Here is a 22495-nt window from a genome sequence, read left to right as displayed (position 1 = left end):
CGGCGGCGTGCTGGCGGCGCGGCGAGGCGCGGCGGCAGGCGGTGTGGCGGTGGCGCGGGGCGCCTGCGCCGCGGCAACCTGCGCGGTCGACAGCGACGGCTGCGCCCCGCACACCTGCTTGCGCGAGCGGGTCATGCGCGGCACCCAGGTCACGGCACCGTCGATGCCGGCACGAATGAACACACACCCATTGCTGTCGACATATTGCCGACCGGTGAAGGATGACGGCGGAAATTCCGCCGGTACGGCTTTTGTGGATGATCGGGCCTCGACCGAGACGGACCCGCAAGTCACGACGATGGCAGCCGTCGCCAGGATACTTGCAATTCTCATTTTTCCCCCAGACTTTCTGGGGTTGAGATTGCCCGATAATCCAGTGCCAGTAAACAGGATTCCTTTTACTTGGTTCCGAACATCCGGTCGCCCGCATCCCCCAGCCCCGGCAGGATATAACCCTTGTCGGTCAGCCGCTCATCCAGCGCGGCGGTGACGATGGGCACGTCCGGGTGCGCCTGGCGCATCCGCTCGACCCCTTCTGGTGCGGCCAGCAGGCACATGAAACGGATGTCGCGCGCGCCCTTCTGCTTTATCAGATCGATCGCCGCGACGGACGAATTTCCCGTCGCCAGCATCGGGTCGACGACGATATTCATCCGCTGGTCCAGCCGCTCGGGCACCTTGAAATAGTACTGCACCGGTTTCAGCGTCGCCTCGTCGCGGTAAAGCCCGACAAACCCGACCCGCGCCGAGGGAATCAGTTCCAGCATCCCGTCCAGCAACCCGTTGCCCGCCCGCAGGATCGATACCAGCGCCAGTTTGCGCCCGGCCAGCACCGGCGCATCCATTTTCTGCAGCGGCGTCTCTATCGTCCGGGTGGTCATCGGCAATTCGCGCGTCACCTCGTAGGCCAGCAACTGGCTGATTTCGCGCAAGAGCTGGCGGAACACCGCCGTCGAGGTCTCTTTCTGCCGCATCAGGGTCAGCTTGTGCTGCACCAGCGGATGCCTGACGATGGTGAGATGCTCTTTCATGATCCGCTCCCTGTGTGACCGATTTCAGCGTCATATCCCGCATACCACGAGAAAGGCAATTGCGCAGCTTGTCCCGGTCAGCCCCGCGCCCGGTGACTGGCGTCGAACGCCATCGGCAGCAGTTCGCCCAGCGTTTTCGTGACCTGCACACCGTCAAGCGTGGCCATCACCACCGGCACCTGCGCGCCACCGAACTCGGCCAGGCGCTGGCGGCAGCCGCCGCAGGGGCTGATCGGCGCCCTTGCGCCGGCGATGATCGCCACCTCGGCCAGTTCGGTCTCGCCCGCCGCCACCATCGCTGCGATGGCGCCGGCCTCGGCGCAGGTGCCCTCGGGCGAGGCGGCATTTTCAACGTTGCAGCCGGCAAAGACGCGCCCCGAGGCCGTGCGCACCGCCGCGCCGACCCGAAAACCGGAATAGGGCGCGTGGGCATTTTCACGAACGCGGGCGGCATCGTCGATCAGCGACATCTGGTTTCCCTCTGGCAGGCCGGGCGGCGTGACCGGCTTCACATCGTCGAGATTGAGATTGCGTGGCGCGCCCCCGGGATGCAAGCTGTCATCAACAGGCGCGACGGCACAACCCGGTGCGCGCACGGGACGCATTGCCGAGCGTCGCTTGCGCTATAAAGGGGGTTGTTTAATATTAAACCAATTCACCATGGCGCTTGCCGAAAGGATTTCGGATGACCGACAGCAGCAAGGAAAACCTGCGCCAGACGGCGCTTGCCTATCACGAGTTTCCCAAGCCCGGAAAGCTGGAGATCCGCGCCACCAAGCCGCTGGCCAACGGCCACGACCTGGCGCGCGCCTATTCCCCTGGCGTCGCCGAAGCCTGTCTCGAAATCAAGGCCGACCCGGCCACCGCCAGCCGCTATACCGCGCGCGCCAACCTGGTGGCAGTGGTCACCAACGGCACCGCCGTGCTGGGGCTGGGCGATATCGGCGCGCTCGCCTCCAAGCCGGTGATGGAAGGCAAGGCCGTATTGTTCAAGAAATTCGCCGGCATCGACTGTTTCGACATCGAGCTGAACGAACGCGACCCCGAACGCCTGGCCGATATCGTCTGCGCGCTGGAACCCTCGTTCGGCGCCATCAACCTAGAGGACATCAAGGCGCCCGACTGCTTTATCGTTGAAAAGCTCTGCCGCGAGCGGATGAACATCCCGGTCTTTCACGACGACCAGCACGGCACCGCCATCGTCGTCGGCGCCGCCGCCCGCAACGCCCTGCATGTCGCCGGCAAGTCCTTTTACGAGATCAAGATCGTCTCGACCGGGGGCGGAGCGGCCGGGATTGCCTGTCTCAACCTGCTGCTGAAGCTGGGCGTGCGACGCGAAAATGTCTGGCTGTGCGACATTCACGGGCTGGTTTACGAGGGCCGCGAGGTCGACATGAACCCGCAAAAGGCGGCCTTTGCCCAAAAGACCGACCTGCGCACGCTGGACGACGTGATCAGTGGCGCCGACCTATTCCTCGGCCTGTCCGGGCCCAACGTGCTAAAGCCCGAACAGGTGGCGCGCATGGCCAGCCGGCCGATCGTGTTTGCCCTTGCCAACCCGACGCCGGAAATCATGCCCGATGACGCGCGCGCCGCCGCCCCTGACGCGATCATCGCCACAGGGCGCAGCGACTATCCCAACCAGGTCAACAACGTCCTGTGCTTTCCGTTCATCTTTCGCGGCGCGCTGGATGTCGGCGCGACAGAGATCAACGACGCCATGCAGATCGCTTGCGTCGAGGGCATCGCGGAACTGGCGCGCGCCACCACCTCGGCCGAGGCGGCGACGATCTACAAGGGCGAGCAACTGACATTCGGCGCCGACTACCTGATCCCCAAACCGTTTGATCCGCGGCTTTGCGGCATCGTGTCCATGGCGGTGGCGCGCGCGGCGATGGAAACCGGCGTCGCCACCCGCCCGATCGATGACCTGGCCGCCTACAAACGCAAACTGGACGCCAGCGTATACAGGTCCGCCCTGCTGATGCGCCCCGTGTTCGAGGCCGCCGCCACCGCTTCGCGCCGGATCGTCTTTGCCGAGGGCGAGGACGAACGCGTGCTTCACGCCGCACAGGCCATATTGGAAGAAACCACCGAAACCCCGATTCTGATCGGCCGGCCCGAGGTGATCGCCAACCGCTGCGAACGGCTGGGCCTGCAGATCCGGCCCGAGCGGGACTTCAACATCGTCAACCCGGAAAACGACCCCCGCTACCGCGACTACTGGGGCACCTACCACGACATCATGAAGCGCCGCGGCGTCACCCCCGACCTTGCCAAGGCAATCATGCGCACCAACACCACCGCCATCGGCGCGGTTATGGTTCACCGCGAAGAGGCCGACAGCCTGATATGTGGCACCTTCGGCGAATTCCGCTGGCACATGAACTATGTCACCCAGGTCCTGGGCAGCGATATGTTGCACCCCCACGGGGCGCTGTCGCTGATCATCCTCGAGGATGGCCCGCTGTTCATCGCCGACACCCATGTTCACGTCCATCCCACGCCCGAGAACCTGGCCGAGATCGCCATCGGCGCGGCCCGGCACGTGCGTCGCTTTGGCATCGCGCCAAGGGTTGCGCTGTGTTCGCAATCGCAGTTCGGCAACCAAGGCAGCGATTCGGGCAAGCGCGCGCGCGCGGCGATCACGATCCTGGATTCGGAGCCGCGCGATTTCGCCTATGAGGGCGAGATGAACGTGGATACCGCGCTCAACCCCGAACTGCGTGCCCGGCTCTTACCCGACAACCGGTTGGAGGGGGCCGCGAACGTGCTGGTCTTTGCCAATGCCGATGCCGCCTCGGGCGTGCGCAACATTCTCAAGAAAAAGGCCGGCGGGCTGGAGGTGGGACCGATCCTGATGGGGATGGGCAACCGCGCCCACGTTGTCACCCCCGGCATCACCGCGCGCGGCCTGCTGAACATGGCCGCCATCGCCGGCACGCCGGTGGCGCATTACGGCTAGCCGGTCGCGATCACCGGCAAGGAAGCTATTCAGAAGCGGCCGCCGATGTGAGAGCCCGCAAAGCGCCCTGCATCCGTTCGAGATACGGCGCATCGGCGCTGATGCCGTCAAGCCTGTCCGACATCGCCGCGGGATCCTCGTAGGCAAGCCACACCTGACCCTCGCCATCTTCGTAGACCAGCACTTTGAGTGGCAGGAACAGACCCGCAAGCGCGTCATCCTGCATCGCCGGGGTGCCTATCTTCGGATTGCCGAAGATCAGGAGTTGAGCGTCATGCAGTCCCATATCCACAGTTGCAGCGGCCGCACCATGATCGACCCTTGCCGCCACAGTTGCGCCGGCATTGTCGATGGCCGCCTCCAGACGGTCTGCAGTGGCTTCCACATTACCCGATGCGGGCACCTTCACGATATCGTCGGACTGGGCCATGACGGGCGCTGCCAGAAATGCCACGGTCGCAGCTGTTATCAGGGTCTTCATTTCGCCATTCTCCCTATACACATTGAAATGCACTCAGGGTCCTTGCCCGTTCGGCAGATGTCCACAAACAATGACGTGACCGCTCGACACTTGCTGAACCCGTCTGACACGCACGACGCGCCGGTGCCTGCGCAGCCAGGGTGAAACGGGGCTGGCGCTCTGCCCTGATTCGCACCCGGTGATTTGCAAATTTTGCAAACTCAGTCCGTTTTCGCGTCGGAATTTGACATGCCGGGCGCTTTGCAAAAATTTGCAACCTGTCTTGTCGCCGATCTGCAAATTTCTTGACGCAATTGGTCCCGCAATCCCCGCCGCCCCTTGCCGCCCATGCCGCCGGTCTCGTAACACAAGAGGCAAGGACCGGAGGAGATGATCATGGGATACAAAGAGGTCTACGAAAGCTGGAAGCGCGACCCGGATGCGTTCTGGATGGATGCCGCGCAGGCCATCGACTGGGACAGGATGCCAAGCAAGGCCCTGTTCGATGAAAACGCTCCACTCTACGAATGGTTCAGCGACGGGCTGGTAAACACCTGCCACAACGCCGTCGACCGCCACGTCGAGGCCGGCAACGGCGACCGGACCGCGATCATTTATGACAGCCCCATCACCGGGCGGAAGGAAAAGATCAGCTTTGCCGAATTGCAGACCCGCGTCGCCCAACTGGCCGGCGCGCTGCGGCAGCAGGGGCTGGAAAAGGGCGACCGCGTGATCATCTACATGCCGATGGTGCCACAGGCGCTGGAGGCGATGCTGGCCTGTGCGCGACTGGGCGCGATTCACTCGGTGGTCTTCGGCGGCTTCGCATCCAATGAACTGGCGGTGCGAATCGACGACGCCAAGCCCAAGGCGATCATCGCCGCCTCTTGCGGGTTGGAACCGGGCCGGACCGTGCAGTACAAGCCGCTTTATGACGGCGCCATCGACCTGGCCCGGCACAAGCCCGAATTCTGCGTCATCCTTCAGCGCGAGGAACACCGCGCCGAACTGGAGCCGGGCCGCGATCACGACTGGCATGACTTTCAGGAGGGCGCCGAGCCCGCCGCCTGCGTCCCGGTCGAGGGCAACCACCCCGCCTATGTCCTTTATACCTCTGGCACGACCGGGGCGCCCAAGGGCGTTATCCGCGCCACCGGCGGGCACCTGGTGGCGCTGAACTGGACCATGAAGAACATGTACAACGTCGATCCGGGCGACGTGTTCTGGGCCGCGTCCGATGTCGGCTGGGTCGTGGGCCACAGCTATATCTGCTATGCGCCGCTGGTGCACGGCAACACCACCGTGGTGTTCGAGGGCAAGCCCATTGGCACACCCGACGCCGGCACATTCTGGCGGGTGATTTCCGAACACAACGTGCGCAGCTTCTTTACCGCGCCGACCGCCTTTCGCGCCATCAAACGCGAAGACCCCAAGGGCGAGTTCGTCAAGAAATACGACCTGAGCTTCCTGCGCGTGCTCTACCTTGCCGGCGAACGGGCGGATCCTGACACCATCAACTGGGCCGCTGCCCAGCTCGGCATCCCCGTGGTCGACCACTGGTGGCAGACCGAAACCGGCTGGACCATCACCGGCATCCCCATGGGGCTGGAAAAGATGGAGGTCAAGATCGGGTCGTCGGGCGTGCCGATGCCGGGCTACGACATCCAGATCCTCGACGAGACCGGCAAGCCGCAAGGCCCGGGCGAACTGGGCGCCGTGGCTATCAAGCTGCCGCTGCCGCCGGGCACGCTGCCGACGCTCTGGAACGCCGAGGACCGGTTTCGCAAAAGCTATCTCGACACCTTCCCCGGCTATTACGAGACCGGCGATGCCGGCATGATCGACGAGGACGGATACCTATACATCATGGCCCGCACCGATGACGTCATCAACGTCGCTGGCCACCGCCTGTCGACCGGCGCGATGGAAGAGGTGCTGGCCGAACACCCCGACGTCGCCGAATGCGCGGTGATCGGGGTCGGTGATCAGCTCAAGGGCCAGTTGCCGGTGGGCTTTATCTGCCTGACCAAGGGCGTCAACCGGCCGGAGGGAGAGATCACCGCCGAATGCGTCAAGCTGGTGCGCGACCGCATCGGCCCGGTGGCAGCGTTCAAGCTGTGCGTGGTGGTCGACCGGCTGCCCAAGACGCGCTCGGGCAAGATCCTGCGCGCCACCATGGTCAAGATCGCGGACGGCACCGAATTCAAACTGCCGGCGACCATCGATGACCCCGCGATCTTGGATGAAATCAAGGTGGCGCTGCAAAGCATCGGCTACGCCAAGGACTAACGCGCCGTCCAGACAACCAAGGGCGTGTGCCCCGGGTCAGGCCCGGGGCGGGGCCATGATGCAATGCGTCATGACGGCTATTCGAACTGTTCGCGGATCAGCCGCTCTTCCAGCCCGTGACCGGGGTCGAACAGCAGGCGATGCCGGATTTCCGGTTGCGAACGCACCTCGACCCAGGCAACGTCACGCACTGCCTGGCCGTCGCCCTCGGCCATCACCGGGCGCTTGGACGGGTCGAGCACATCGAACCGGATCGTCGCGGTCTTGGGCACCAGCGCACCGCGCCAGCGCCGCGGGCGAAACGCCGCCACCGCCGTAATCGCCAGCACGTCCGACCCGATCGGCAATATCGGCCCATGGGCGGAATAGTTGTACGCGGTCGATCCCGCCGGCGTCGCCACCAGCGCCCCGTCGCACACCAGCTCGGCCAGCCGGGTGCGCCCATCGATACTGATCTTGAGCTTGGCCGCCTGCGGCCCCTCGCGCAGCATTGAAACCTCGTTGATCGCCAGCGCGTCATGTATGGCGCCATCGATTGTCTGCGCGCGCATCGCCAGCGGGTTGATCACCGCCTCCTCCGCCGCCTCCAGGCGTTCGACAAGATCGGTCTCGCTGTAATCGTTCATCAGGAACCCGACGGTGCCACGGTTCATTCCGTAGACCGGCACGCCCAGGTTCTGGGTCCGGTGCAGGGTCTGCAACATGAAGCCATCACCGCCCAGCGCGACGATCACGTTCGCTTTGGCCTCTTCGGCCTGACCATAGCGCTGGATCAGCGCCGCCCGCGCGGTCTGGGCCACGGGCATCTCGCTGGCCACAAAGGCGATGTGGTGTTCACTGGCCATCACAGGGGTTTCCGATCCGCCTCGTATTGAAGCATTTGCATCACGCACGGTTCCGTGTTGCGGCAGATATGCCGGCCAAGCAAGGGGTTTTGTCGCTTTACAGCCTTTCAAGCATGTCGGGTTTCCGATAGGAAATCCCGCAAACAGCAGCTCGACGGAGATCCACCACATGCCGCATGATGCGAACCAGCCCATTGATAACAAATCGTTCTTTACCCAGCCCCTGGCCGAACGCGACCCCGAGATCGCCCGCGTCATCGAATCGGAGCTGGGCCGCCAGCGCGACGAGATCGAGCTGATCGCGTCCGAAAACATCGTCTCGGCCGCCGTGCTGCAGGCGCAGGGCTCGGTACTGACCAACAAGTACGCCGAAGGTTATCCCGGCCGGCGCTATTATGGCGGCTGCCAGTTCGTCGACATTGCCGAAAACCTGGCCATCGAGCGCGCGAAACAACTGTTCAACTGTGAATTCGCCAACGTGCAGCCCAACTCTGGCAGCCAGGCCAACCAGGGGGTGAACCAGGCGCTGCTGAAACCGGGCGACACCATCCTGGGCATGAACCTGGCCTCGGGCGGCCACCTGACCCACGGCGCGGCGCCCAACCAGTCGGGCAAGTGGTTCAACTCGGTCCAGTACGGCGTGCGGCGGCAGGACAACCTGATCGACTATGACGAGGTCGAGACCCTGGCCTTGGAACACAAGCCCAAGGTCATCATCGCCGGCGGCTCGGCCATCCCGCGGGTGATCGACTTTGCCCGCTTCCGCGCCATCGCCGACATGGTGGGTGCCTATCTGCATGTCGACATGGCCCACTTTGCCGGGCTGGTGGCGGCGGGCGAGCATCCCTCGCCGTTTCCGCATGCGCATGTCGTCACCACCACCACCCACAAGACCCTGCGCGGCCCGCGTGGCGGCATGATCCTGACCAATGACGAAACCATCGCAAAAAAGGTCAACTCTGCCATCTTTCCCGGCATCCAGGGCGGTCCGCTGATGCATGTGATCGCGGCCAAGGCCGTGGCCTTCGGCGAGGCGCTGCAGCCCGACTTCAAGGACTATATCCGCCGCGTGCGCGCCAATGCCGATGCGCTGGCCGATCAACTGGTCAAGGGCGGGCTGGACATTGTCACCGGCGGCACCGACACCCATGTGATGCTGGTGGACCTGCGCCCCAAAAAAGTGACCGGCAACATCACCGACGCCGCGCTGGGGCGGGCCCGTATCACCGTCAACAAGAACGGCATCCCCTTCGACCCCGAGAAACCCACCGTGACCAGCGGCGTCCGCCTTGGCACGCCGGCGGGCACCACGCGCGGCTTTGACACCGCCGAGTTCCGCCAGATCGCCGACTGGATCGTCGAGGTGGTCGACGGGCTGGCCGCCAACGGCCCCGACGGCAACGGCGCTGTCGAGGAAAACGTGCGCGGCAAGGTTGCCGAACTCTGCGCGCGCTTCCCGCTTTATCCCGGGCTCTGATCCGAAACAGTCCCCCGCGCGGCACGCCCGCGCGGGGGCTGGCATCCCTGCCTGCCCGGCGCTATCACTGGCGCGATGCTGAACTTTATCGAACATGGCGACGACACCGGCCGCCCCGGATTGCTGATCGCGCACGGGCTTTACGGGTCAGGGCGCAACTGGGGCGTGATCGCCAGGCGACTTTCGGACCGGGGCCGCGTGGTGGCCGTAGACATGCGCAATCACGGCGAAAGCCACTGGTTCGAAACCCACAGCTATCCTGACCTTGCCGGCGACCTGGCGCAGGTGATCGAGCGCCTGGGCGGCCCGATGGACGTGCTGGGCCATTCGATGGGCGGCAAGGCCGCGATGGTGCTGGCGCTGACCCGGCCCGAGCTGGTCAACCGGCTGATCGTGGCCGACATCGCGCCGGTCGCCTATGGCCACACGCAAATTCAGTACATCGAGGCGATGCGCGCCGTCGATCTGTCAGGGATCGAGCGGCGTTCGGACGCAAGGGACCTGCTGGCGCCGCATGTGGACGACCCCGAACTGGTGTCGTTCTTCCTGCAATCGCTGGACGTCAAGAACCGCCGCTGGGTGCTGAACCTCGGCACCCTCGCCGCCGAGATGGATCACATCCTGGGCTTTCCTGAAATCGACGGCCGTTTCGACGGCCCGGCCCTGTTCCTGACCGGGGCGAATTCGGACTATGTGCGCGCCGAACACCGCGAGCGGATCAAGCGGCTTTTCCCCAAGGCGCGGTTTGCCAGAATCCCCGGAGCCGGGCACTGGCTGCACGCCGAAAAGCCACGCGAGTTCGAGGCGGCGGTGCGCGCCTTTCTCGACGCGCCCTAGCGCAGATCGTAAAGCCGTTTCGACACCAGCCAGCTGACCGGAAAAGCGATGACAAAGCCAATACCGGCAGCGATCAGGATATGAGTCATCGTGTCATATCCCATCGTCAGCGCCGCGATCATGGATGACCCGGCCAAGGTTGTCCCGATGAAGAGATGCAGGATCAAGAACAGCCACAGCATCACTGAGCCTCCGAAATTTCAATTCGCCACATTACCCCTTGATCATACCCGCATTCCCGCCCCCGCGCCTTGATCTGTCTCAGGCGGCGGACAGTCTGCCGCCGCCTCTGTACAAAATATAGTGGCAATTCCGCAACCTGCCGCAGCTTTTGGATGGACACCCCGCATTTGGTTGATTCAGGTCGAAAGCACGGGTAAATATACATCCACAGGTGCAATAGACGCGGTCGCATCTACTGACGGCGGGGCCGGTTGCCAATGGCAGCAGGCCCCGTTCCGTTTTTGCCGGTGTTTGAAAAAGAAAAAAGGCGCCAGGTGCGCAGACGCGGTCTGTGCATCCCGGTCTTGATCCGAAGATCGCCACCGAAAACCTGACGCCCTGGATTGAACAATCCTGTTCCGAGGAACGTGCCGTACAATCCGCCTCCGGCCTTGCGGCCTTTGGCCTCCCACGTTCGCCGCATCTCGAAGGGCACGACGCCCATGGTCTGCTCGGACCCTGGTCCGGTCGCCACGGAAAGGGGCTGCCCCAATCCGCACCGCCATCCCATGAACCTTTGCGTTGGGCCGATAACCGCCGGCCAAGGCCGACCGCCCGTTTCCCGCCGCGCCGGTCCCGAGGGGCCTTTGCGTGCCTGCCGTTCTCTGACGATCCCGACCGGCAGGTTCAGCTTTGCCAATCAGCACGCATAGCGCAAGAAAATAGCACTGCAGCATGAAAAAAATCTGTGGATTAACCCGTTGATATCGCGTGAAATTGCTGTGGATAACCAGAGAAAGAACCACGTTTCGGCACCCTTGCGCGGTGGACAAGCGAATTGGCGCACAGGGGCCGCAAAAGCCCGGTTTTTCTGCGCATGCGAGAGGGCTACACCCCGATTTCCGGGGTGATTTCGGCGACTGCACAGTTCGACATAGCCTCAGAACACCATCGCGTGCCGAATCTCGCGCAGGTGATCCGGCCGAATCTCTGGCCGGTTCCTGCCCTGGTCGCCCAGCCCACCCGCACCGGTATCCGCCGCCGGGCACAGCCGCGCCGGGGCCTGCACCGCCACCTGCCCCGCGTCAGCCGCCCATTCGCGCTGTTGCGGCAGGATGCGCGCAAGGTGTTCACGCCCCGCGGCCGCCATGATGTGCAGGGCGGATCGTGACAGGCGAAAACTCTCAGTCCAGCTGTTTTCAGCCAGGATGACCTCGTGCCGGTCCAGCAGCAGATGCAGATAGACCGTCGGTTCCGGCATGATCCGCTGGATACCGAGCCGCGCCGTCAGCGCCTGCGCCGCGATCAGCGCCTCAGGTTCGCCGGTGGCGCGCACGAAATCGGGATCGGTGCTCAGCAGCCGGTGACCCGGCGATACGATCATGTCGCGTTCGGGCTGGCCCGGGCCCAGCGCACCGGCGCGGATCAGCACCGGCCACGCCCCCGGCCCCGCGTGCGACGGATCGGCCCGGCGCATACCGCACCACAAGAGCGGCTGAAACCCGTGGTCGCGCGTCAACAGCTTGTCGCCTGGGCGCAGTTTTTCGACCGGGCACTTGCCGGCCCGGGTGGTTATCAGGGTTCCGGGTGTAAAACAGTTGATAGCGCGCTCAACCGCGCGCTGCCCCGGGCACAGGCGGGCCGCCGTCGCGGCCTGCGCCACATCGGCATGATCAATCCCGCTGTTTTCAGATCGCCTTGGCATCGCACCAACCTGCCTCGAAAGCCCCAAAGAAATCGTTACCGCCGCCCGGCACCTCTTGTCGGGTGCCTGTGACCGCGTGCAGGTGCGACATTAGGCCTGGTTTATGGCATGGATTGGGGCATTCCGGGGCCAGGTCTTGGCAAATCGCCGCGCGCGCGGCGGCGCTAGCCCGCGACCGGTTCGCGGCGCTGCATCCGCACCGGGATTTCGCGCGCCAACCGCAGCAGATGCGCCATGTAGGGCTTGTCGCCGTCATCGTGGCGGATGGCGGCGTAAAGGCGCTTGGTCAGCCCCGTTTCGGTCAGCGGGCGGGTGATCAGTTCGCTGTTGCTGCGGCTTTCGCGCAGCACCCAGTCGGGCAGCACCGCCACCCCGCGTCCCGACGCCACCAATAGCAGGATCACCGCCGTCAGTTCGGCCTGCCGTACCGCGCGCGGCTCTATCCGGGCGGGCGTCAGCAGCTCGGTAAAGACATCCAGCCGCGTGCGATCGACCGGATAGGTGATCAGCGTCTCGTCGCGCAGGTCCTCGGCTTCGACAAAGAGTTTTTTCGCCAGCGGATGCCCGGCGGCGGCCACGAAAACGGGCTCGTAGTCGAACAGCGGGCGGAAATCGATGCCGTCCAGCGCCTCGGGGTCGGACGAAATCACCACGTCCACCTCTTCGGCCTGCAGTGCGGGCAGCGCGTCAAAGGCCAGCCCGGGGCGGATGTCGATATCTACCTCGGGCCAGGACATGCGAAACCGTTCCAGCACCGGGAACAGCCACTCGAAACAGGCGTGGCATTCGATGGCGATGTGCATCCGGCCGGCGCTGCCGCGCCTGAGCCCCTCGAACTCGGCCTCGAGCGCCTCGATCTTTGGCAGCACCTCTTCGGCGACGCGCAGCAGGCGCATCCCGGCCTCCGACAGCCGCAAGGGCTTGGTGCGGCGCACAAACAGCTCGACCCCGGCCTGGTCTTCAAGCCCCTTGATCTGGTGGCTCAGTGCCGACTGGGTGATGTGCAAAAGGTCCGCCGCCCGCGCCAGCCCGCCGGCCTGGTGGATAGCCCTGATGGTGCGGAGGTGCCGGAAATCAATGTGCATTATTAGGTTGTCTCATTCAAAGCATGAATTTTATGAAGTTGTCTCACATTCGCCAACCTGCCACAAGATCTGCAACCCAGCCTGTCAAGGATTGCCGACCATGTCCGTTCCGTCCGTGTCATTCGAATTCTTCCCGCCGCGCTCTCTCGAAGGGTCGTTCCGCCTTTGGGACACGGTGCAGGCACTCAGCCCCCTGCAGCCCGAATTCGTCTCGGTCACATACGGCGCCGGCGGCACCACGCGAGAGTTGACGCGCGACGCGGTGGCGACGCTGACCCGGTCATCGGGCCTGAACGTCGCGGCACATCTGACCTGCGTCGACGCCAGCCGCGACGAAACCATGCAGATCGCCCGTGACTTCGCCCAGGCTGGCGTGCGCGAGATCGTGGCGCTGCGCGGCGACCCGCCCAAGGGCGCCGACCGGTTCGCCCCGCATCCCGAGGGCTTTGCCGACAGTTGCGAGCTGATCTCGGCACTGGCCGAAACCGGTGACTTCACCATTCGCGTGGGCGCCTATCCCGAAAAACACCCCGAGGCGGCAAGCGCACAGGCCGATATCGAATGGCTCAAGCGCAAGATCGACGCGGGCGCGAGCGAGGCAATCACCCAGTTCTTCTTCGAGGCCGAGACCTTTTTCCGCTTCCGCGACGCCTGTGAAAAGGCCGGCATCGACGCGCCGATCAGGCCCGGCATCCTGCCGATCGAGAACTGGGCCGGTGCGCGGCGCTTTGCCCAGGCCTGCGGCACGCGCGTTCCGGGCTGGCTGGCCGATGCGTTCGAGCGGGCCGAGCGCGACGGCGAAGGCCGCGCCGACCTGCTGGCCACCGCCGTGGCAACAGAGCTGTGCGACAATCTGGTCGAGGGCGGGGTAGAGCATCTGCATTTCTACACCCTCAACCGCCCCGACCTGACGCGCGACATCTGTCACGCGCTGGGCGTGCGTTCGCGCGCCGGGCTGCGCGACGTGGCCTGAGCCGGACTGCATTCCACCCTTGCCCCTTTCGCCCTGCCCGCCTAAGCCTGCGTGCGGAAGGAGATCACCCCATGCCCGACACCGCACCGCGCGCTGCCCGCACGCTTGACGAACTGCCCGACATGGCCGACCTCACCGGCCGGTCGGGACTGGAATTCATGCAGGATGTCCTTGCCGGCCGCCTGTCCGGGCCACCCATCGGGGGGACGCTGGGCTTTGGCGTGACCGAAGTTGCCAAGGGGCGCGTCACCTTCGAGGGGGTGCCGGAATTCGCGGTCACCAACCCGATGCGCGGCGTGCATGGCGGCTGGTACGGCGCCATTCTCGACAGTTGCATGGGCTGCGCGGTGATGTCGACGCTGGAACGGGGCCGTATCTATACAACGCTTGAATTCAAGGTGAATATTACCCGCGCGGTGCCTTTGGGCGTGCGCGTGCGCGCGGTGGGCCAGACGGCCCATGCCGGTCGCCGCACCGCGGTCGCCACCGGCGAATTGCGCGGGGTGGATGACGGCCGCCTTTACGCCACCGCCAGCACCACCTGCCTGATCATGGATGCGCCCAAGGCAAAATAGCGCCCCGCCTCAGTGCGCGGCGGCAGTATCGGGCGGCATTTCCTGCCGCTTGCGTGCGGTTTCGTGTATCCGTTCTGACGGGTCGCGGCCCACCGCCCGCGCATGGCGCAGCAGGAACAGCCGCCCCCAGCCCCGCCAGGTGCCGCAGGATGGCGCGTCGGGATCGACCCGAAACCGCGCCTGCCAGCCATCGGGCAAATCGACGCCGCATTCGGATAGCCGCTCCATCATCCAGCGAAAGGGGATATTGGCCAGCGGGCGCGCCGCCTCGTACCCGCCAAGCTGGCCGCCGACATCGCCGTGGGTGCCGCGAAACCAGACCTGTTCGACATGGCCCTGAAACCCCTCGGGCGTTTGCCACAGCACGGGGGTATATGCCTCGCGCGTCTCGTCCAGGGCCAGAGCGTGAAAGCCATGGCGCACCGAGGGGCCGAGTTTGTGATCGTGAAAGGCGTGCGCCGGCTCAGTCAGCCGCCACAGCACTGGCAGACGCAGGCCCAGCGCCTTGACGGTGTCCCAGACGCCGACCATCTCGATCTCGACCCCGTCATGGCACAGCGTTCGGGCAAAGGCGCGCGCGGCCTCGTTGCCGGCGCCCGCCTGGTAGTGGCGATAGGCGGTCAGCACGTTGCGCTCGGTCGCGTGGCGCGCCTGCAAGAGCCCGACCCGGTCGATCACGCCAGCCAGCGAGCGCACCGCATAGGCGCCCCGCGAATAGCCCATCAGGATGATTCGGTCACCGCTGCGGTACCGGCTGGCAAGATAGCCATAGGCGCGGCGGATCTGACTGTTGATGCCCCGCCCCGAGATCACGTCGCCTGTGGCGCGCCAATCCTGCCACTGAACGCCGGCCTCATAATAAAGTGACAGCCGCGCATGCAACGCCTCGCAAAGCAGCTTGTAGGCCAGACCGGCATTGCTCTCGCAGCCCGTCTCAAGCGAGGACATGGTGCCGTCAAGGATGATGACATGGGTCAGATGCCCACGTTCGTGCCGCTGTCCCTGCCGCCCCTGCCGCCGGCCGGGACGCAGCACGGAATAGATGCGTTTCGCCCACGCCGTCCATGTCATCGGCAGTCACCTCCGTCGCCCCGATCATGGCAGATATATCTGAACACGGCATTTCATTTTCCAGCGGATCTGCCGTGACCGGGTTCCGGCGCAACAGGTACCGCGATCAGCCCAGACCGTCCACCGTTACCGTCTCGCCCGGTCCATAGCCGTTGAACCGGGTGGCCAGGCTCAGCGAATAGGCGCCCATGCCGGCAAATAGCAGATAGTCCCCCTCGGCCAGATCGGAAGGCAGGTCAATCGCCTCGGGCAGCCGGTCAAGGCTGTCACAGGTCGGGCCAAAGACGGTGCGCGCCACCGGCGCCCCATTGCGCGGGGTGCCATCGGGCGCGATCGCGGTGATGCGCCGGGCGGTGCCGATGTCGCGGGCCTCGAACAGCCCGCCATAGACCCCGTCATTAAGCAACACCGCATTGCCCCCGCGCAGCGCCTTAACCCGTGTCGCCAGGGTAAACGCCTCTGCCGCCATGGCGCGGCCCGGCTCGCACAAGAGCCCCGGCGCGTCAGGGCCGAATTCCTGCCGCGCCACCTGTCCGATATGATCGAATATCGCCTCAAGGTCCGGCGCGGCGCCATCGCGGTGCGAGGCAAAGCCGCCGCCGACATTCAGCCGCCCGATGCGCACCCCGGCCTCGTGCGCGACCTGTGCCGCGGTCCGGATATAGGTGCCCCAGGCCGCAGGATCGGCGCATTGCGTGCCGGGGTGAAAGGTCAGTACCGGGCGAAACCCCATTTCCGCCACCTCGCGCAGCAGTGCCACAGCGGCGGCGGGCGGGGCGCCGAACTTGGCGCCGAAATCATAGGCCGCCCCCGTCACCGGCAGGGCCAGCCGCACCGCCACCTCGACATCGCGCGGCAGGGGGGCCAGCTTTTCCAGCTCGCGCCGGTCATCGACCGAACAGGACGCCACCCCCATTTCGCACGCGAACGCCACCTCATCGGGGCTGCGCACGGGGTTGTTGTAGTGCAGCACCGCATCCGCACAGATGGCGCGCACGGCGCGCATCTCTTGGGGGCTGGCGACGTCGAAGGTGCCGATCCCGGCCGCGACGAGGTTGGCAAGCACCTCTTCGCCCGCGTTGGCCTTGACTGCATAGGTGACAAGACCCGGGAACCCGGCCAGGAACCGGCGCGCCGTGGCCTGTAACACCGCGGGCGCAAAATAAAAAAGCGCGGTATCGGGACGGTGGCGGGCGATATGGGTGGCCGGGTCGGCCCAGGTCGGGATTTCGCGCATGGTGCTGCCTCGTTCTGCCTCGCGGGATTTACCCCAAGAATGGGCGCGAATTACGTCGATTTCACCAAGCACTTCGTATATATATGGTATCTGGCTCGGCAATTCGACGAGGACCAATGCAGATTGACAATCTCGACCGGGCACTGCTGGCGCTCTTGCGTGAAAACGCGCGCCTGCCGGTGGCGGTACTGGCGCGGCGGCTGGGGCTGGCGCGCACCACGGTTCAGGCCCGGCTGGACCGGCTGGAGGCCACCGGTATCGTGCAAGGCTATACCGTGCGGCTGAACGAGTCGCTCAGCGCGCCGCTCAGGGCAACGGCGCTGGTCAGCATCGAACCGCGCAGCGCCCCCGCCGTGCTGGCGCGGCTTGAATCGCTGCCGGGGGTGCGCACGGTGCATACCACCTCGGGCCGGTTCGACCTGATCGTGGGGCTTGAGGCCAGCAGCACCGAGGAACTTGATGCCACGCTCGACCGCATCGGCGAGGCCAAGGGCGTGCGCGGTTCCGAAAGCCTGATCCGTCTTTCGACCAAGCTCGACCGACGCGGCTGAGAGGGCCGATCGGCGCACCCCCCTTTCATCGCCCCGAAAAGCTATGTATGACGCGCCGGCAACCCCGCAATGGAGAGTGAAATGGGTTACAAGGTCGTCGTCGTCGGCGCCACGGGCAACGTGGGCCGCGAAATGCTGAACATCCTGGCCGAACGCCAGTTTCCGGTGGACGAAATCGTCGCACTGGCAAGCCGCCGCTCGCTGGGCACCGAGGTGAGCTTTGGCGACCGAACTCTCAAGACAAAGGATCTTGACGCCTTCGATTTCACCGGCTGGGACATCGCGCTTTTCGCCATCGGCTCGGACGCGACCAAGATCTATGCCCCCAAGGCGGCCAAGGCCGGCTGCGTGGTGATCGACAACTCGTCGCTCTACCGCTACGACGCCGATGTGCCGCTGGTGGTGCCCGAGGTGAACCCCGAGGCGGTCGAGAGCTACGCGAAAAAGAACATCATCGCCAACCCCAACTGTTCCACCGCGCAGATGGTGGTGGCGCTCAAGCCCCTGCATGACCGTGCGCGTATCAAGCGGGTGGTGGTGTCGACCTATCAGTCGGTGTCGGGCGCCGGCAAGGAAGGCATGGACGAGCTGTGGGATCAGACCAAGTCGATGTACAACCCCACCGACGACGTGCCGCCGAAAAAGTTTCAAAAGCAGATCGCCTTCAACGTCATTCCCCATATCGACGTCTTCATGGAAGACGGATCGACCAAGGAAGAGTGGAAGATGGTCGCCGAGACCAAGAAAATCGTCGATTCATCGATTAAGGTGACTGCCACCTGTGTGCGGGTGCCGGTCTTTGTCGGCCACGCCGAAGCCATCAACATCGAGTTCGAGGACTTCCTCGACGAGGATGAGGCCCGCGACATCCTGCGCGAGGCGCCGGGCATCATGGTGATCGACAAGCGCGAAGCCGGTGGCTACGTCACCCCGGTCGAATGCGTGGGCGACTTCGCCACCTTCATCAGCCGCATCCGGCAGGACTCGACCATCGACAACGGGCTGAACCTGTGGTGCGTGTCTGACAACCTGCGCAAGGGCGCGGCGCTGAACGCCGTGCAGATCGCCGAAACCCTTGGCACGCGGGTTCTGAAAAAGGGCTAGGGGCGTATCGCGCCAGATCAGACCTGTTAATTGCCCCGGCCCCGGGCCGGGGCCTTTCCTGTCGGCGGGCGTGGACCCCGGGTCAGGCCCGGGGCGCGGGAATTTCCGATAGAGCGCAACAGATCTCTGTCCCGGCCGGGTCGGCGGCAGCGGCGATTGTCTTGGGCCTAGCTGCCGTAGACCCGCGTCCAGCGTTCGATCAGACCCTGCTGCAGCTTCTTCGCGCGGCGGTTCCAGCCATAGGCGCCCGGCGGGCGTTCGCCGGTGGTGCGGTCGTACCCTTCGCGCAGCTCCGTATTGGCGGCAAGAATCGCAAAGGCCAGTTCGGGACTGCCGGGCGCGGTGACATAACCCGCCAGCGAACTGACAAAGTAAAGCGTGCCGGTCTTGGCAGCGACATTGATGGGGTGGTCCGGCACCGCCTTGCCGTTGCTGTCGCGCATCGGGAACGGCTTTAGCAGCGGCTTGAGCAGGCCGTCGGCATGCATCTGCGCCAGCGCATGTGCCAGCGATGCCGCGCCAAGCCTCGATGCCTCTCCCAGCCCCGAATGATCGACCAGATGCGCGCCCGGTATGCGCAGCAGGTCCTGGGCCCAGGCGCTCATCTCGCGCGCCGAGGCCGCCAGCGGCGCCGGCTTTCCACGCCGCCGTGCCGTGGCGGTCAGGCCCACCAGCTCGGCCGTCAGGTTGTTGGAATACTTCAGCATGCCGCGCAGGATTTCGCTCAGCGGCGCGCTCTTGTGGGTCAGCAGGATCTGCCCGCCCGGCGTCTCGCCCAGGGGGCGGCCGGGGGTCAGCACGATGCCATGGGCGCGGGCGAAGGTGGCAAAGACCTCTGCCGCATAGGCGGCTGGGCGGCGAACCGGCAGCCAGCGCGAACCACCCTTGCCCAGCGCCCCGCTGGCCACGCTCCAGGCGTCATGGTCGCCACGGTCGGCATAGGTGTAGACCGGCAGGCTGCGCTTGGCGACGGCCATCCGCGCGACACGCACCTCGGGCCGATAGCGGGCCGAGCGCGCATCCATCGTCACGCTGTACCCCTGACCGGCGCGCTTCCACTCGAAATGCACCCGGTTGTAGTTGAGGTTGAGCCCCGACAGCGATGGGTTGTAACTCACATGCTCGGGCTGCGAGGGGTCGATCACGCGCTGATAGGGCAACGCCCCGGACCAGACCCTGAACTTGCCGCGCACCTCACGCACGCCCGCCTCCTTCAGCCGGGCCGCCATGTCGGCCAGCTCATCGGTATCCAGCGTCGGGTCGCCGCCGCCGGCCAGGATCAGGTCGCCGTCTACGACCCCGTCGCGCACCGGGCCGGAGGCCAGCAGCCGCGTCTCAAAACGGAATTGCGGCCCCAGCACGTCAAGCGAATAAAGCGCGGTGATCACCTTGGTCACGCTTGCCGGCGGCTGGCCCAGGCCCCCACCTTGGCTTTCCAGCACCTTCCCCGTCGCGACATCGACAACGGCATAGGTGACGCGCCCGCCCAGTTGCGCCGCGTCGATCAGCCCGCTTACCGGCGGTTCTGTCCGACCCCCGAAATCCTCCGGCCTCGTCCTGGGCCGCAGGGACACGGCCGGAGGCCCCGCCCAGCCCGGCCCCGCAAGCCCTGCAAACACGCCCCCCAGAAAAAACCGTCTCGAAACATGATTTAACATATGATCAATTATGCCACGGCACTGCGCTCAGACAATGTGAATTGCACACAGGGCCGGATCAATTGTTGCCCAATTCGCGCCAATTGCCAGCCTCCCGCAGCTCGGTTGACGAAATACTCCGCATCGGCACGTTGACGAAACACCACGCCGGCGCCTGCACCCGGGCCAGCAGGCGGCTTTGCGACGGGCGCAGCCGGGCGTGGGAATAGATGCGCGCAGCCTTGGACATGCGCGCCGAAATGCGCTGTTCCGGCCGGGCCAGGATGCCCAGCGGCACGCGTTTCACGATCTCTTGCCAGTCCTGCCACAGGTGAAACTGCGCCAGGTTGTCGGCCCCCATCAGCCAGACGAACCGCACACCGGGCTGCGCCGCCTGCAGCGCCGCAATGGTTTCGGCGGTATAGCGGGTGCCGGCGCGGGCCTCGAAATCGCTGACCTCCATGCGCGGATGGTCCAGGATGGCGCGGCAGGCCTCCATCCGGTGGGCCAGCGGCGCGGGGCCGTGGGTTTTCAGCGGGTTGCCGGGGCTGACCAGCCACCACACGCGATCCAGCGCGAAACGCTTGAGCGCCTCGCGACTGATATGGACATGGCCCTGGTGCGGCGGGTCGAACGACCCGCCCAGAAGACCGACCGCCTGTCCGGGGCGCACGGGTGGAAGCGGTTGCCGCATGGCGCCTGTTTGGCCGCAGGGGCGCGGCCATGTCCAGCGGTTTTCGCGAAAGCGCGCATATGCCAGCACTTTCGGCATTTGAATTCCGCGCCCCACAAGGTTAGATGCCCCTCAACCCGGCTTCAGCGAGAAAGAACAAGACACATGGCGCAGAAATACGTCTATCACATGCAGGGTGTCTCCAAGACTTACCCCGGCGGCAAGAAATGCTTCGAGGACATCCACCTCAGCTTTCTTCCCGGGGTAAAGATCGGCGTCGTCGGCGTGAACGGCGCCGGTAAATCGACCCTGATGCGGATCATGGCCGGCCTCGACACCGATTTCACCGGCGAGGCATGGGCGGCCGAAGGCGCGCGCGTCGGCTATCTGCCGCAAGAGCCGCAACTTGACCCCTCGCTGGACGTGCGTGGCAACGTCATGCTGGGCGTGGCCGACAAAAAGGCCAAGCTGGACCGGTTCAACGAACTGGCGATGAACTATTCCGACGAAACCGCCGACGAGATGGCGGCGCTGCAGGACGAGATCGACAGCCAGAACCTGTGGGATCTCGACAGCCAGATCGACGTCGCGCTCGAGGCACTGCGCTGCCCGCCCGACGATGCCGATGTCGCATCGCTTTCGGGCGGCGAAAAGCGGCGGGTGGCGCTGTGCAAGCTGCTGCTCGAGGCGCCCGACATGCTGCTTTTGGACGAGCCCACCAACCACCTTGACGCCGAAACCATCGCTTGGCTGCAACAGCACCTGATCGACTATAAAGGCACCTGCCTGATCGTCACCCACGACCGCTATTTCCTGGATGACATCACCGGCTGGATCCTCGAGTTGGACCGTGGCCGCGGCATCCCCTACGAGGGCAACTATTCCGCCTGGCTGGAACAGAAGGCCAAGCGCCTGGAACAGGAGGCGCGCGAGGACAAGACCCGGCAAAAGACGCTGGAGCGCGAACTCGAATGGATCCGCCAGGGGGCCAAGGCCCGCCAGGCCAAGCAGAAGGCCCGGATCAACGCCTATAACGAGATGGCCAACCAGTCCGAACGCGAAAAGGTCGGCCGCGCCCAGATCGTCATTCCCAACGGCCCCCGCCTTGGCAGCAAGGTGATCGAGGTAGAGGGCCTGAAAAAGCACATGGGCGACAAGCTGTTGGTCGAGGATCTGTCGTTCTCGCTGCCGCCCGGCGGCATCGTCGGCGTGATCGGCCCCAACGGCGCGGGCAAGACGACGCTGTTTCGCATGCTGACTGGCCAGGAACAGCCCGACGCGGGCCAGATCGAATATGGCGACACCGTCAAGCTGGCCTATGTGGACCAGTCCCGCGACGACCTGAAGGACAACGAAACCGTGTGGGAGGCGATCTCGGGCGGTGCCGAGATCATCGAGCTGGGCGACGCCAAGATGAACAGCCGCGCCTATTGCTCGGCCTTCAACTTCAAGGGCGGCGACCAGCAAAAGAAGATGTCGCTATTGTCCGGGGGCGAACGCAACCGGGTGCACATGGCGCGCCTGCTGAAAGAGGGCGGCAACGTCCTGTTGCTGGACGAACCCACCAACGACCTGGACGTCGAGACGCTGCGTGCGCTCGAGGATGCGCTGGTGGATTTCGCCGGCTGCGCGGTGGTGATCAGCCACGACCGCTTTTTCCTCGACCGTATCTGTACCCACATTCTGGCCTTCGAAGGCGAGGCGCATGTGGAATGGTTCGAGGGCAACTTCGAGGATTACGAGGAAGACAAGAAACGCCGGCTTGGCCCGGATGCGCTGGAGCCGAAGCGGATCAAGTACAAGAAGTTTGTGAGATGA

At 65.1% G+C, this 22495-nt stretch carries 21 protein-coding genes and 1 pseudogene; 9 read left to right on the top strand and 13 right to left on the bottom strand.

Translation table 11 applies throughout. The features are described 5' to 3' along the window. The 3 genes and pseudogenes from DL899_RS19600 to DL899_RS07880 all read right to left on the bottom strand — a co-directional run. Positions 1 to 333 (bottom strand): annotated as a pseudogene (locus DL899_RS19600) (SPOR domain-containing protein); the annotation flags it as partial. A 65-nt stretch (positions 334 to 398) separates the two neighbouring features. Further along, the gene (gene upp, locus DL899_RS07885; protein ID WP_111733562.1) at positions 399 to 1031 is read right to left on the bottom strand and encodes a uracil phosphoribosyltransferase; all 633 of its coding nucleotides are present in this window, start codon (positions 1029 to 1031) and stop codon (positions 399 to 401) included. A 77-nt stretch (positions 1032 to 1108) separates the two neighbouring features. Beyond that, complete coding sequence (locus tag DL899_RS07880; RefSeq protein WP_111733605.1) at positions 1109 to 1501, bottom strand: cytidine deaminase; 393 nt, start codon at positions 1499 to 1501, stop codon at positions 1109 to 1111. Positions 1502 to 1716: 215 nt separating this feature from the next. Here DL899_RS07880 and DL899_RS07875 point away from each other — a divergent pair, with 215 nt between their 5' ends. Next, positions 1717 to 3996 (top strand): NADP-dependent malic enzyme, encoded by a 2280-nt coding sequence (locus DL899_RS07875; RefSeq protein WP_111733560.1) that lies wholly within the window; start codon positions 1717 to 1719, stop codon positions 3994 to 3996. A 25-nt stretch (positions 3997 to 4021) separates the two neighbouring features. On the opposite strand, the gene DL899_RS07870 is transcribed toward DL899_RS07875, so the two are convergent. Then, the gene (locus DL899_RS07870) at positions 4022 to 4477 is read right to left on the bottom strand and encodes a DUF302 domain-containing protein (RefSeq protein ID WP_111733558.1); all 456 of its coding nucleotides are present in this window, start codon (positions 4475 to 4477) and stop codon (positions 4022 to 4024) included. Between the two features lie 375 nt (positions 4478 to 4852). On the opposite strand from DL899_RS07870, the gene DL899_RS07865 reads away from it, so the two are divergent. Next, on the top strand, positions 4853 to 6745 hold the full coding sequence (locus tag DL899_RS07865; RefSeq protein ID WP_111733556.1) for a propionyl-CoA synthetase: 1893 nt from the start codon (positions 4853 to 4855) through the stop codon (positions 6743 to 6745). Between the two features lie 77 nt (positions 6746 to 6822). On the opposite strand, the gene DL899_RS07860 is transcribed toward DL899_RS07865, so the two are convergent. Next, positions 6823 to 7590 carry an NAD kinase gene (locus DL899_RS07860; protein ID WP_111733554.1) on the bottom strand — a complete coding sequence of 256 codons (768 nt, stop codon included), beginning with the start codon at positions 7588 to 7590 and terminating at the stop codon, positions 6823 to 6825. 169 nt (positions 7591 to 7759) lie between these two features. Here DL899_RS07860 and glyA point away from each other — a divergent pair, with 169 nt between their 5' ends. Both glyA and DL899_RS07850 read left to right on the top strand, forming a co-directional pair. Beyond that, a complete protein-coding gene (glyA, locus tag DL899_RS07855) occupies positions 7760 to 9067 on the top strand; it encodes a serine hydroxymethyltransferase (RefSeq protein WP_111733552.1) in 1308 nt (435 codons plus the stop codon). A gap of 75 nt (positions 9068 to 9142) precedes the next feature. Further along, the gene (locus DL899_RS07850) at positions 9143 to 9904 is read left to right on the top strand and encodes an alpha/beta fold hydrolase (protein WP_111733550.1); all 762 of its coding nucleotides are present in this window, start codon (positions 9143 to 9145) and stop codon (positions 9902 to 9904) included. Here the strand turns inward: DL899_RS07850 and DL899_RS07845 are convergent. From DL899_RS07845 to DL899_RS07830, 4 genes are all read right to left on the bottom strand, one after another. Continuing rightward, positions 9901 to 10086: a CTP synthetase gene (locus tag DL899_RS07845; RefSeq protein WP_111733549.1), complete on the bottom strand. Its 186-nt coding sequence runs from the start codon at positions 10084 to 10086 to the stop codon at positions 9901 to 9903. The two genes, DL899_RS07850 and DL899_RS07845, sit on opposite strands and share 4 nt — an antisense overlap. Before the next feature lie 233 nt (positions 10087 to 10319). After that, positions 10320 to 10571: a hypothetical protein gene (locus DL899_RS19595; RefSeq protein WP_111733547.1), complete on the bottom strand. Its 252-nt coding sequence runs from the start codon at positions 10569 to 10571 to the stop codon at positions 10320 to 10322. A 435-nt stretch (positions 10572 to 11006) separates the two neighbouring features. Then, positions 11007 to 11771 carry a Hint domain-containing protein gene (locus DL899_RS07835; protein WP_111733545.1) on the bottom strand — a complete coding sequence of 255 codons (765 nt, stop codon included), beginning with the start codon at positions 11769 to 11771 and terminating at the stop codon, positions 11007 to 11009. 164 nt (positions 11772 to 11935) lie between these two features. Further along, positions 11936 to 12856, bottom strand: a complete 921-nt coding sequence (locus DL899_RS07830; protein WP_111733543.1) for a LysR family transcriptional regulator — start codon at positions 12854 to 12856, stop codon at positions 11936 to 11938. 100 nt (positions 12857 to 12956) lie between these two features. On the opposite strand from DL899_RS07830, the gene metF reads away from it, so the two are divergent. Next, positions 12957 to 13829, top strand: a complete 873-nt coding sequence (gene metF / locus DL899_RS07825; RefSeq protein WP_111733541.1) for a methylenetetrahydrofolate reductase [NAD(P)H] — start codon at positions 12957 to 12959, stop codon at positions 13827 to 13829. Positions 13830 to 13900: 71 nt separating this feature from the next. Further along, positions 13901 to 14404, top strand: coding sequence for a PaaI family thioesterase (locus DL899_RS07820; protein ID WP_111733539.1), 504 nt, complete (start codon positions 13901 to 13903; stop codon positions 14402 to 14404). A gap of 9 nt (positions 14405 to 14413) precedes the next feature. Here DL899_RS07820 and DL899_RS07815 read toward each other — a convergent pair whose 3' ends face one another. Beyond that, entirely contained in the window at positions 14414 to 15475 is a 1062-nt protein-coding gene (locus DL899_RS07815) for a DUF2235 domain-containing protein (RefSeq protein ID WP_111733537.1), read from the bottom strand. 106 nt (positions 15476 to 15581) lie between these two features. Then, entirely contained in the window at positions 15582 to 16712 is a 1131-nt protein-coding gene (locus DL899_RS07810) for a type III PLP-dependent enzyme (RefSeq protein WP_111733535.1), read from the bottom strand. 116 nt (positions 16713 to 16828) lie between these two features. Here DL899_RS07810 and DL899_RS07805 point away from each other — a divergent pair, with 116 nt between their 5' ends. Both DL899_RS07805 and DL899_RS07800 read left to right on the top strand, forming a co-directional pair. Further along, entirely contained in the window at positions 16829 to 17263 is a 435-nt protein-coding gene (locus tag DL899_RS07805) for an Lrp/AsnC family transcriptional regulator (protein WP_111733533.1), read from the top strand. Between the two features lie 81 nt (positions 17264 to 17344). Continuing rightward, positions 17345 to 18367, top strand: a complete 1023-nt coding sequence (locus DL899_RS07800) for an aspartate-semialdehyde dehydrogenase (RefSeq protein WP_111733531.1) — start codon at positions 17345 to 17347, stop codon at positions 18365 to 18367. A gap of 167 nt (positions 18368 to 18534) precedes the next feature. Here the strand turns inward: DL899_RS07800 and dacB are convergent, their stop codons facing one another. After that, positions 18535 to 20025, bottom strand: a complete 1491-nt coding sequence (gene dacB / locus DL899_RS07795) for a D-alanyl-D-alanine carboxypeptidase/D-alanyl-D-alanine endopeptidase (protein WP_111733529.1) — start codon at positions 20023 to 20025, stop codon at positions 18535 to 18537. 58 nt (positions 20026 to 20083) lie between these two features. After that, positions 20084 to 20698, bottom strand: coding sequence for a nicotinate-nucleotide adenylyltransferase (locus tag DL899_RS07790; RefSeq protein ID WP_111733603.1), 615 nt, complete (start codon positions 20696 to 20698; stop codon positions 20084 to 20086). 144 nt (positions 20699 to 20842) lie between these two features. On the opposite strand from DL899_RS07790, the gene ettA reads away from it, so the two are divergent. After that, on the top strand, positions 20843 to 22495 hold the full coding sequence (gene ettA, locus DL899_RS07785) for an energy-dependent translational throttle protein EttA (protein ID WP_111733527.1): 1653 nt from the start codon (positions 20843 to 20845) through the stop codon (positions 22493 to 22495).

This window comes from Roseovarius amoyensis (genome assembly GCF_003260265.1).
GTDB classification, from domain to species: domain Bacteria; phylum Pseudomonadota; class Alphaproteobacteria; order Rhodobacterales; family Rhodobacteraceae; genus Roseovarius; species Roseovarius amoyensis.
This window is presented reverse-complemented; position numbering and strand designations above follow the sequence as displayed.